General features: G+C 38.2%; 7 protein-coding genes. 2 read left to right on the top strand and 5 right to left on the bottom strand.

All coding sequences use genetic code 11. The features are described from left to right. Window positions 1-284 precede the first annotated feature (284 nt). From ACFSKL_RS03820 to ACFSKL_RS03800, 5 genes are read right to left on the bottom strand one after another with little or no spacing between them, the layout of a single operon-like run. On the bottom strand, window positions 285-1,841 hold the full coding sequence (locus ACFSKL_RS03820; protein WP_376883634.1) for a hypothetical protein: 1,557 nt from the start codon (window positions 1,839-1,841) through the stop codon (window positions 285-287). Next, complete coding sequence (locus ACFSKL_RS03815) at window positions 1,838-3,757, bottom strand: glycosyltransferase family 2 protein (RefSeq protein WP_376883632.1); 1,920 nt, start codon at window positions 3,755-3,757, stop codon at window positions 1,838-1,840. The genes ACFSKL_RS03820 and ACFSKL_RS03815 overlap by 4 nt, the downstream gene beginning before the upstream one ends. Beyond that, complete coding sequence (locus tag ACFSKL_RS03810) at window positions 3,754-4,599, bottom strand: transporter family protein (RefSeq protein WP_376883631.1); 846 nt, start codon at window positions 4,597-4,599, stop codon at window positions 3,754-3,756. Before ACFSKL_RS03810 ends, ACFSKL_RS03815 begins: the two co-directional genes overlap by 4 nt. Beyond that, complete coding sequence (locus ACFSKL_RS03805) at window positions 4,586-6,643, bottom strand: cellulose biosynthesis cyclic di-GMP-binding regulatory protein BcsB (protein WP_376883629.1); 2,058 nt, start codon at window positions 6,641-6,643, stop codon at window positions 4,586-4,588. Before ACFSKL_RS03805 ends, ACFSKL_RS03810 begins: the two co-directional genes overlap by 14 nt. A 30-nt stretch (window positions 6,644-6,673) precedes the next feature. Next, complete coding sequence (locus tag ACFSKL_RS03800; RefSeq protein ID WP_376883628.1) at window positions 6,674-8,020, bottom strand: sensor histidine kinase; 1,347 nt, start codon at window positions 8,018-8,020, stop codon at window positions 6,674-6,676. A 140-nt stretch (window positions 8,021-8,160) separates the two neighbouring features. Between ACFSKL_RS03800 and ACFSKL_RS03795 the strand changes: the two genes are divergently transcribed. Both ACFSKL_RS03795 and ACFSKL_RS03790 read left to right on the top strand, forming a co-directional pair. After that, window positions 8,161-9,162 carry a glycoside hydrolase family 5 protein gene (locus ACFSKL_RS03795; RefSeq protein WP_376883626.1) on the top strand — a complete coding sequence of 334 codons (1,002 nt, stop codon included), beginning with the start codon at window positions 8,161-8,163 and terminating at the stop codon, window positions 9,160-9,162. A 500-nt stretch (window positions 9,163-9,662) separates the two neighbouring features. Then, entirely contained in the window at window positions 9,663-12,782 is a 3,120-nt protein-coding gene (locus tag ACFSKL_RS03790) for a SusC/RagA family TonB-linked outer membrane protein (RefSeq protein ID WP_376883624.1), read from the top strand. Window position 12,783: the final 1 nt, after the last annotated feature.

The raw sequence follows: 12,783 nt of genomic DNA, 5'->3' as shown, positions 1-12,783 counted from the left end.
TTTTAAATAACACGACAAATGTCTATATATTTAGATTAAATCCAAATAAATATTAATTGATTTTTTCTATCATTAAAAAGATTTGATTAATTGATAATCAGATAGAAAAATTCAATTAAAGTATTATAATCCAAGGAAATAGCTTTTAGCATAAATACCCTGTGGGGATTTATGCTTGAAAAATATACCACATTAAAATCAACCCGACATATTATAGTATAAACGCTTGAATATCCCTCATTTTGGAATTGTCAAAAGCAATATCCTGGGATTAAGCCCATTTCTTATTTATTTTTTGCTTTGATTTTCAAAAGCATGAAAAGTCGGTCTTCGTATACCAGATCTGAATCAAAGGGTACATTGAGAGCCTCAAACCTTCTAATCGATGCTGCGACTACGTCATTTGGATACAATAAAAAAGATGGTTTGCTGACAACTACATAATCTGCATAGGCTTCAGGCTGTTGCAAAGCCGCAAGAAAATTGGGGCTGAAATGTCCTTCCCAAGTCGAGTTCTTGCCTAACTTGGTAAGTACAGGATAAAAGATTGCATCATCTGCCAATACCCTTTCTGCTCCCAATTCATTCAGCTTCCAGGCAATATTATTGAGCCCAATCATCGTTTCGTCTTCTTGAGGATCCATGAAAGCTTGGAAAAACAAATTCTCGTTGTGATTGACTGTAACTTTGAAATAATTAAACTCTAGGAAAACCATCAAAAAGGGAACAATAAAATAGAAGGCTGAACTAAATGATTTTTGCTTTCGCATCTCAAATCCAGTGTTATAAAACACTGCCGACAATCCCGCAGCAGTAACCAAAGTGAGGTTGCTGAGGTTGAGATTGAGAATTCTGTCATCAATAATTTCGGAAAAACAGAAAAGTAAACCCAAAAGGATAAAGGCATTTTTGGTGACGGATCCATCAAATTCAAAAAGTTTGATCAATGCCAAACCTGAAACAAAAAACATGGGCAAGATAAATGAAACTTTATTTTCAGCTATCAATTTCCAAATGCTATCGTTCGTATATTTCAATGGATAAAGTGTAGAGTAACTAGTCCAATAATCTCCAATTCCATCCAAAAAATAAAAATAGTCTCCAGCAAATATCCTGTTGATAATCAAATAGATTAAAATTGCCATCAGTGGGATAAATGCAACAATGAATATGGAAGAGAAGAATCCAGTATAGAATTTTCTCCTTTGTGATTCATTACTGAAAATGATGGAAGCTCTATAGTAAAAACTCCCATTGATGCCTTTTGCTTTGAAAAAGTTTACGAAGAAAAACACTGGAATCAGGATCAACAAAAATTTCAGGAGGTTCATATCGAAAAGTACAAACACCCCAAGCAAAAGACTTAGCAAAGTAAGATGAAATACAGAATACGAAGCCGTGTATTTGAACAATATGGTGAAAAAGAAAAAGTAGAATACCAGATACATCGCCACACTTCCTCCAGAAGTACCCGCATAGATTATTATCGGACTACACAAGACATAAAGCAAGAATATGCTTACCTTCCACTTTTCCTTTAACCCTTTCAGGAACAGATGGTTTGTAAGACCTCCGATCAGGATTGCATTGATGATGTAGGTACTGTAAGCGTGCTTTATAAACGATGCCAACAAGGATGCCAAATACAGAATCGAAGGTTTGGTAAAGAAGAATGTACGAAGAAACCCGGATTCATGATTCTTGATAAGAATGATCTTATATTCAATAAAATATGCTTCCAGATTGTAGAATCCTCTATGCTGTAACCATAGGCTCAAGAGAAAGTAAGCTGATGAGAACAAAAGCCAACAGATAGCATATATGATCGAGCTCTTTTTCATATAGACCCGGATTTAGTTCCTTTTGTCAAACCATGGTTTGTTTTCTCCCAATAAAAAGGCTTGGTAATCAATTGTATCAGTCCCTTGTAAGCTGAAATCGAATGCATCAGCCAATAGAAAGGATTGATAAGGGCATACAATATCAATGGATAAGATCTTCTTCTGAATACTGCAATCATATTGACATAGATCATCATCAGATTCCCAACAGTAAAGTTGAAAATCGCAACTACTACCAGCCAATCTGGGAAAAATATTGAAATAGAATCCAAAAGATTCTGGCTGATATCCGTCCCAGTCCAAAACAGCAGGTAATTCAACAAACCCGTATGCAGAAAGAGGATAAACATCAGAAAAGCCAAAAGTAAAGGATAAACCAGGAAAGTAAAGAAAGTCCCTCCTATGAAAAACTGAAAGCCGAAAAATCCTTTCAGTCCAATCTTATTGAACAGTTTGATTGGATTGCGCATATGCACCAAATAAGTTTGCATATAGCCTTTGATCCATCTGGATCTCTGTCTGATCCAGTTGAAGAAATCATTGTTCGCTTCCTCCAATGTGGTCGAATCCAAGACTGTAACTTTATAGGATTTGGCATAGGCACGCAGTCCAAGATCTGCATCCTCTGTGACATTGAAACCATCCCAACCACCTAACTCCATCAATTTGTCAAATCTAAAATGATTGCTCGTACCCCCCAAAGGAATCGGCACATCAAGGTTGTCCAAGCCAGGAAGCATATAATCAAACCAATAGGAATACTCCAAGGTGAACAAACGTGTCAGCAGATTTTCCTTTTTGTTGAAGTAATTCAAGGCACATTGTACTACTACATATTGATCCGAAATCTTCTTGAAGAGCGCATATACCATCTTCAATTGGTTGTTGTCAGGAATGTCTTCCGCATCATATATGGTGAGGTATTTTCCTTTGCTGAAGTAAAGCCCATAATTACAGGCTTTTGGTTTTGTCTTTGGTTGTGCATATGGAATAATGACAGGTTCAAAAACACAGGGAAAATCCATTTCTTTCACTGCATTGTAAGTCATTTCATCATCAGACTCTATCAATAATTTGATATCCAGTTTTTCAAGTGGATAATCCAGGTTCTTGAGATTCCAAACCAGTTTATGGATCACTTCCGATTCTTTGAATACAGGCAAAAGAATCGTATAAAATGGCAATTCTTCATCCTTGATGGCATCCAATTCCGCTTTTGAAATCTTCCTGGCTGTCTCCATCTTTGATCCATACAAGGTCAAAAGGAACTTGAAACTAATGGAAAAAAACAGCAGAAAATTCAAAATCAAGTTGATCGTAATGGCTGTATTTATAGGGAAAAAGAAGAAAAACAAAATCCCAACGGCAAAGGTCAAGCCGATGGCTATCAATTGCGGCTTGGTGAATGTCTCGATGGCACAACTATCCCGATCGCTGTCATAAATGCCAAAAACCGCCTTGTCCAAATAATCCAACCCGTAAGTCACATGGAGGGCTTTCAATATATCCATGTCCTCAGCTACTTGAAACTTATTTACTTTTTGTCCAAGAATCGCCTCTATCTGATTGATATTGATGCTATCTGAAGGATCTGCCAAGATGACTTCCATGTAATCATCTGTCTGAACCAACGGAAATACCAAGGCATCCAAAAACTTATGCAGGTTTTCCTTGATGATTTCCTTTTTTGGAATCTGATCCAAATTGCCAAAATCAAAATCATAAAGCCCTATCCCCTCTTCTACCAATATACTTTTCCATGCCTTTCTACTTAAATAGCCATAATTCAATACAATCTTCAAAAAGCTCTTATTGAGGCTTTTTTCGAGTCCCTCTATTTTATCAAGCTTCTTTCGGCTGATTTTAGCTTTCTCCTGAAACAGTGATTTTCTGTAAAATTCCCGGCTTTCCATCATTTTTTATCTATTCTGATTACAGAAAATATTTGGAATCCACTGCCTATTCCTGAATTTCTGTTCAACACATCGTGGAATAGCCCTCCATAAAGTGAAAATTTTGGAGTGAATTCATAGCCAATATTCGCAGAAGCCTTAATCACAGAAAAATCTGAAACCAGTTGAAGGTTATTTTCGAAAAACTCACTTTCATTGCTGAATGAAAATATGGCATCTAATTCACCCAAGAGTACGACTTTATCCACCACCTTGAAACCTTTGGAAGAAAAAAACCTGATCTGCCCTGGGTCACTTGGAAAAAAATATCTGTAACCCAATTCTATCTTATGAAAATTATTGCTTTCACCAATCCATGGGGAATTCCCACTCAAAATCACCCTACCTTCCATTCCAAATCTCCCAAACCCCGTGTATGGAAGTTGATCATTGCTATAGGCTGGTATGAATGTGGTGACACTTGCCATCAGGTAGTGCATCTTGAATTTCCTCAGATGAAATCTAGCTCCCAATTCAATATCCCCCAAATCCCTATTTCTCTGTCTTAAATTATTATCTTCATACTGGTTAAAAAACCAAGGCAATGACCCGAATAAATTTACTTTGTAGCCATTGATTGGCATACTGAAATACAATCTTGGGTTATAGTTGACGAACTGTCCCTGATTTTCAAAATCAACTTTATCACCATCTCTGTTTCGAAAAGCAGAAGCACTGTAATGACTCAAATACGGAGACAAAAGAAACTCTCCTTTATCCTGTTGCCATGGATTCTGGGCATGGATTGTCCCTGACAAGAAGAATATCAGCAAAATGAGACAGGTAATGTATTTATTTTCTCGCATCTTCAATCTGTGTTTTAGCCAATTCTGATTTTCTGAAAATATAACTCAGTAGCACGATAATGAATGCCAAAAGGATAATGATGATAAACAGCTTGTAGCTATCCCAAAAAGACTCAAAGCTTTTCTTTTTTTCCAATTTTTGACTCCCCGAGACCTTATCCCTCAAGTCAAAAAAGTAATATCGCTGATCATTTGCCAAAAGTACATTCCCAGAATTGGTCAAGAACTGGTCATACATTCCATCTATGATTTTATTCAGAGACTCAGAATTGTCGGAAAGATGGGAAATCATCAACACCTTTTGGTCCAAATTTGAAAACAATTGGGCATAGGTCAACCCCTTGTTGTAATTGACAGTAAAGAAAGTCTCCAGTTCATCCGATTGATATGAGATGCTATCCCCATAGAACCGAACATATTGATTGGCTTGAAATAAATTGTTATACTTATGCGGTTGGTTGGTGATGATTACAACATGGTTGTTCGAGTTATCAAATAAATTTTCTTGAAGGATGTTCATCTCGGGAAGATATACATTATCGAGAAAGTCTGTCTGCAAATTGATTTGGCTTATCAAATTGGACAGCGCGGGAATCTCCTCTTTGGTGATTTGCAAATCAGTCAACAGCTGGATGGGTTTTCCTGCGAAATTTTCCGGGAAGGCAGAAAAAATCATTGGTGCTTTCCCGTCAATATCCAGGTTGATCTTTGATTCAAATGGATCTATTTGGGCAAAAAAACCAGTTTCGTGTGAATTGCAACAACCTCCAACAGGTATATTAATGAATTCCATCGTAAAATAACTGCTGGCATAGATTGGCTTTCTCTTTATGTCAATTTTCATGTCCACTACACCCGACTCATCGAGGGAGAAAGTCTGCAGTAAACTGTTGTTTAGGTAAACATTGATATACCCCTGATTTGCAGCAGTAATTGGCATATGATTCACCCTCAACTTCAATGAGAGGAGTTTCAACTCGCTTTTTGAAAGGAAACGTGGGATTTCAACATTCTTTATGATTCGGCAAGTACCTGAAGTCATTTCTTCCTTCAATCCCAACTCATTGAGACTATATTCATTTTTTATATGGTATGTAAATTCGGAAGCAGAAGTACTGGATTTGTATATTTTCAAATGGTCAGTAACAGCGCTTTTAGAAAGGTCCTTTTCAAACAATAGACGAATGGCTTTATCCATTCCCTCAAAATCCCCACCAGTAAGGACAATATTTGAGGTAAAATACAGCTTACCAGTCTGGGAATTGATGACTTCTTTTTGCAGGATTTTCAATTCACCTTGTCCAGCTTTCACTGGAAGATTATCATCAATGGATTTTCCTATCAAATCCCATGTACCAATGATCAACGCATAGTCAAGTGAATCCACCGGAATCTCATCCAAATAGGAAATAGGCAGATTTTGCCCAAGACTACTTCTATAATAAAAGTGTACATATGAGGCAAGTTGGGCAAGTTTCAGGTCATTGTTTCTCGGAATAACCAACCGTTCTATTTGAGGGATAAATTTATCCAAGGTTTTGGAAGCCTTTATTGTAGCAAACTGATTTACAAGCTCTGTGCTGAGAAATGAATCAGATGTGACCTTGACCCAATAATCAGGATCCCCATAATCCCTACAATCTTCGTCTTTTTTGAAAAGATTGGACCTGACTTCCAGCTTCAAATATCCAGTGGCAAAATCCGCTGTTTTTACAGGAAGGTCTATTTTCAAAGTATCACCTAGACCCAATATTTTGGTAGTCAAGACTGGAGTGTCGTTGAGAACAAAGACTATTGAACTCAAGTCTGTATCGAGCACTTGGGAAGAGACGACTTCAAGATGGACAAAGCTCCCAGAATGTTCTAAGTCATTCCTTTGCTTGAAGAAAAATGCCGTACTGCTTTTTGGTCCATAGATCATCGTATTATTGGGATAGCCGAATTCACTGAAAAATTGATCTCCTGCAAATGATAGGTTCCCTATAAATAAACCCAAAATCAGCGCTATGCATTTTAGTATTGAAAACCTGTATAATTTCTTCATCTGTAAATATTTATGATTCAAATAAAACCCTTATGCTTTTGGAAACTCCAACTTGAAAATGACTCCACTTTCTTCACTTGCCTGATACTTAAAATACCCTCCCATCTGCTCTGTCATATTTCTGGCAATCTGAAGCCCCATTCCTTGCGGTGGTGAGATGCTTGTTTGATTCTCAAAATTCTCAAGTGGTTTGAAAATCCTGTTCAATTCATTTGGTTGGATTTTCGCAGATGGCGCAACCAATTCAATTCTTATATTCCCTTTATGTGCAAACCACCTGACCACGATGTGGCTGTTTGGAGAAGACCAATTTATAAGATAGTTAAAAACGTTTTCCAGGCTATTTTTAAACACAAGAAAATCAGCATGCACCTTCGCCTTCACATCGCTGTCAACCATTTCCAACTGCATCCTTTTGCCTTCCAATTTAAGTTTTAACTCTTTCGTGGTCCTGGTGATACAAGATTGGATTGAAACTGGCTCAAGCTGGATCTTAAGTGGACTTTCAGCATCCAATGAGTTGTCAGTAAAAATATTGTTGGCATATTTCAGAAGGTCGAATCCGACTTCTTTCAATAGCTGGTTATAGCTTTGCGTTTCTTCCTGTGGCTGTTGTACATGATCATCAATCAAATCCGAAAGCCCTATGATGTTATTAATCTTGTTCTTGAGATCATGAAGTACCAGCTTTTCTTTCTCCTTGTGGATTTTGGAGATTTGCATTAACTCTGTCAGCTTAAGATTGCTATTGATGAGTTCTTCATTCAATCTTTGGATGATCTGGTTCTTCTTTTCCTCCCTCAAAATATTCACATGGTAGTTTCTTTTCCTTGAATCAGGAATAAATGATGTCACGATCAAAACAATAAAAAAGGCATAACCACCTAGACTTAAATCTTCATTGAGAGTTTCGAAATTGTATTGATATTGAAATACGATGAATAACAATGTGTTGTACAAAAATAGAAGCACCCCGAATTTAGATCTCCAAAGAGCCAAAAAGTTACCAGCCCCTATCACAATTGTCAGAATGATAAAATAGAAAGTAACAAAGAATCCAGAAGACAAATGTATTATATTGAAAATATACGCTGAAAACAATGCCAAAATCCCAAACATTAACCATTCGGGTTTTTTAAGGAGTGGCTTCAGTATAAAATAGGCGAAAAAACTAATTGCTATAAATGCAACCTTCAAGTAAAATGTTGCCTTCCATAAATCCTTCAACAAAAAGAAATCCAATATAAACAACAACAATACAATACTGACGATGCTCCAATAAATGTAATTGGCTGCATCCCAAGTCTTTTTTTCAAATGTCTGGCTCAAATTCAAAGGTGAATCTTTGTCCATTGATTTTGGTAAATCTAGTATCATGGCGTAGAGGGTGGTAACACAAATATGTATATAATTTTCTCTTGAAAAAATATTTCCAGACAAGTTGCCAACCTAATTTTCCCAACTAAATTGATCCAAAATCGTTTCGAGAATTCAGGTAGTGTTAATCAATCCGAATCATGTCCAAAAAAAATCTTTATGCATTGTGTTTTTTGTTTTTCGCTACTTTCATGACTCTTCCACAAAGTTTCGCACAAAATATTCCGAGAGGAATAAATTTAACGGGAAAAGAAAGAATTTGGGAAAGGCAAAGTTTTGAAGCAAAAGAAATCATTCAGGATATCCAAGTTTTAAGGGACAATGGGTTTGGATCTATAAGATTGCCAATAGCCTTTGATCAATATCTAAACAAGGACAAGAATTTCTTAAGAGAACTGAAACAAGTAGTTCAATATACAGAATCCAATGAAATTGTCCTGATCTTGGCATACTTCGACCATGGACTCGATAACAACAATGCGCAAAGACAAGCAAAATCAATCACCAGGAATTGGAGAAAGGTGTTGAAAAATATTGAGTCGGATTCCAAAAACCTGTATATAGAACTGGTGAACGAGCCGAATATAAACCCATCTGTATGGGAGGATATAGCTCCAAAAATCATTAAAGGTGTGCACAAGGAGAATAGGAAAATACCAATCATTGTCGGGGGGACAAATTTCAACAGTCTCTTCGAGCTAAGCAGGACAAAACCATTCGATTTTCAAAACATCATCTACACTTTTCATTATTATGAACCCTATATTTTCACCCATCAGGGAACTGAATGGACTGGTAAACAAAATGCAACTTTAGGAATTCCATATCCTTTTCAGCAAAACAAAATGCCAAATTTGTCTGTCAAAGCTAAAGGGACAGAAGGAGAAATCAACCATAGGGATTATGCTTTGACTGGGAACAAAACCGCAGTCATAGACAAGATTTCCCAAATTTCAACTTGGGCAAAAAATAATCAAGTGCAACTATGGTGTACTGAGTATGGAGCAAGCCATAATGCAGCAAAAGATTCTCGAATTGCATACCTCAGGGATGTGGAAGAAGTCCTTAGCACATACAAAATCCCAGGATTCGTTTGGGAATGGGAGGGGAATTTTGGTATTCGGGAATTACTTAACAAATAACAAAAACTTTTTAATCCTGATTTCAAATCTAAGTAATTTAAGTAAATACTTACCAGAATATTTCCATAGCATTGCTATAGCAAATTTCATCATGATTTTCATTTTTACATCTAACATCTTCAAAATCGGATAAGCGTAAAAAAAACACTTAAATAGGCAAATGGACACATATCCTTATCTATTAGTGGGATTCATGACTTTTTTTTAAAAATTAATTTTTTTATTAAACAATTTAAAGTTTTATGATTTTTTTACATAACTTCAATTATGAAAACCCAATCTATGTTACAGATATAATTATATTAAACGTAGAATAAGTCAATTTAAAAGTAAGTATTATTACTTAAAAAACCTTCAAACCCAAACAAGGAGCAACATGTATCCAATATAGTTTTCCAAACCCAGAACCCTATGATATAAAACAAGTACAGCCAATCCCCATATTATGGAAAAAAGACTAGAAGAAATAAAATAACCCATCCAATAAATCCTAAATAACTATGAAAAAAAATTACTCAAAAGTATTGCTATTGGGCCTACTGTTTGTAATATACAGTTTGCCAATATTGGCACAACAACAAGTCAGTGGCCTAGTCAAAGACTCCAGTACAGGAGAAACCCTACCCGGGGTGAATGTCATCGTAGTAGGTACCACAAATGGAACCACTACCGATCTAGATGGACAATTCAACATAACTGTTCCCCAAGATGGTTCTTTACAATTCCGTTTTGTGGGCTTTCAGCCACAGACTGTCAAAATTGGCAATCTCACGGAAATCGAAATCTTCCTCAAACCGGATTCCCAAAACCTGGATGAAGTGGTCGTCACAGCCATGGGGGTTAAGAAAGAACGTAAATCTCTTGGGTATGCTTTTCAAGAGATCAAATCTGCTGATTTGGTTGATTCGAGGGAAAACAATATCGCCAATGCCCTGATTGGCAAAGTTTCGGGACTTCAAGTCATGAGGAGTAGCAGTAGCCCTGCGGCTTCTTCCAAGATCATCCTACGTGGCTTCAACTCATTGACTGGAGACAACCAGCCACTTATCGTAGTAGATGGTGTTCCACTCTCCAATTTTACAGGGGCGGCAAACAACGATTTTTGGAATCCTACTGCTGATATGGGGAATGGATTAGGTGACCTTAACCCTGACGATATAGAATCCATGTCAGTATTGAAAGGTGGTGCAGCTTCAGCACTTTATGGATCAAGGGCTGCCAATGGTGTCATCCTCATCACTACAAAGTCGGGAAAAGACAGGGAAGGTACCGGCATCAGCTACTCTGCAACAGTAGGGTTTGAAAATATATTCATGCAACCCGATCTACAAAACAAATTTGGACAGGGTTCCAACGGGATCTACGATCCACTTTCGGGCAATAGCTGGGGACCGGAAATCACAGGACAGATGGTACCAGATTGGACCGGCAACTCCACACCTTTCCGTGCATATGACAATCTCGGCAATTTCTTCAGAACTGGAAACAACACCACACACAACCTATCTTTCCAACAGTCCCTGAACAAGAACACCACCATATACTCCTCTGCAAATTACTTGAGGGACAACAGCAAAACACCTGGAGTAACCCTTGACAGGATAAATTTGATGACCAGATTGACTTCCAGCTTTGGCAAAAACGAACGCTGGATGACTGACATCAAGGTTCAGTATATGAATACCGATGCCAACAACAGACCAATAGGCGGCAACAATTCGGGGAACTACTATGGAACCGTTTTGACAATGCCAAACACTGTGGATATCGCTTCTTTGAAGGCAGGTATGGATCAACTAGGGGCACCACAAGTATGGTACAATCCGCAATCCAGCCAAGTGAACCCTTATTGGGCTGCAAACAACAGGCTGAACCAAGATGTGCGAAACAGGTTTCTGATGAATGCTACAGTGAAGTACCAAATCAATGATTGGCTGGATGCCCAGTTCCAGGGAGGTTCGGATATCTACACTACAAAAACCACAGGCAGAACCTACACAGGTGCACCAATCAATCCAAGTTACAGCATAGGATTCGACAGTTTTTATGAAAACAACTTTATCCTGAGCTTAAATGCCCGTAAAGATGACCTTTACGGAAAATGGGGCGGTGCGGCCTCTGTCTATGGACAATTGATGAAGACAGCCTTCTCTTCACTATCAGGAAGTACCGGAGAACTTGAAGTACCGAACCTCTTTTTCCTTGGAAATGCTGTTGGCATGCCAGGCATTGGGGAAAGCTTCAACCAAAAGCAAATCAATTCCCTCTTCGCAACAGCTGAGATCAACTATGACAAATATTGGTTTTTGAATGTTACAGGAAGAAACGATTGGTCATCTTCGCTTGGTCCTGGAAACAGAAGTTTCTTCTACCCATCGATCAGCACCTCTTTAGTCATCAGTGAAATGATAGGAAAAAGAGGAGGCACTATCCCCAACTGGATGGATTTTGCCAAAGCCCGTGTTTCCTATGCAGAAACGGGTTCAGATCTTTCTCCATATCGTATCTTCAACGTGTATAACATTGGCAGGGATCCACGAGGCAATACCACAGCAAATAGAAGAGGTACCTTATTCAATGAAAATATCCGAAGTGAATTGGTCAAATCCTTCGAAGCCGGATTTGATATGGGATTCTTTGACAACAGGTTTGGAATCGACTTCACTTATTACAAAAGCAATGCAGTCAACCAAATATTGACAATCCCGATGAACCCATTATCAGGGTACACCGGTAGATTGGTCAATGCAGGTGACATCGAAAACAGAGGGGTTGAAATGATATTCAATGCATCTGTTTTGAGAAGCTTCTCTGGCCTTAACTGGGATATCAGTGCCAACTTCGCCAGAAACATCAACACCATCAATGAACTTCATGAAGAAGTAAGACAGGTTCCCCTAGGCGGATACGACAATGTCACTGTATTCGGAGAAGTAGGTCAGCTTTATGGAGCCATTTATGGTTCGAGGTTCAGAAGGGTGCAAGATGAAAATAGCGAGCATTTCGGTAAACTACTTCTCAATGATGAAGGGTTACCAGTTGCAGACAATGGCACCCATCTACTCGGAAACCAGACTGCCAAGTACCTATTGGGAGTAACCAACACCTTCAAGTACAAAAACTTCACGCTTTCCGCACAGGTTGATGGAAGGTTTGGCGGAGTGTTCTTTGCGGGAACCAATGTGATGACACAGCGTGCAGGTCTAGCAGCTGAAACAGTCGTCAATGGCAAAAGAGAAGACTTTGTGGTCGATGGTGTTATCAGCTCTGGCGAGCAGTTTGTACCAAATACGAATGCTGTATCCCACCAAAATTATTGGAATGCAGTAGCAGGTGTTGGAAACTTAGGGATCACAGAGCAAAACATCTACGATGCCACGAATGTAAGGTTGAGGCTTGTGCAAATGTCCTACAATGTTCCAAAAAAAGTACTCGGGGATTCATTTGTCAAAAGCCTGAGGCTTTCTTTCACCGGAAACAATCTTTTGATGCTTGTGAGCCATGCCAATGGAGTTGATCCTGAATCAGTGTTTGCAACCAATACCAACGCCGTGGGTTTTGAACTTCTTTCATTCCCTACTTCACGTTCCTACTTCTTTACGGCAGCATTTGGATTTTAAG

This window comes from Belliella marina, from assembly GCF_042682445.1.
In the GTDB taxonomy this organism is placed as follows: Bacteria; Bacteroidota; Bacteroidia; order Cytophagales; family Cyclobacteriaceae; genus Belliella; species Belliella marina.
The sequence above is the reverse complement of the archived record's forward strand: the minus strand, read 5'-3'. Positions and strand labels throughout refer to the sequence as shown.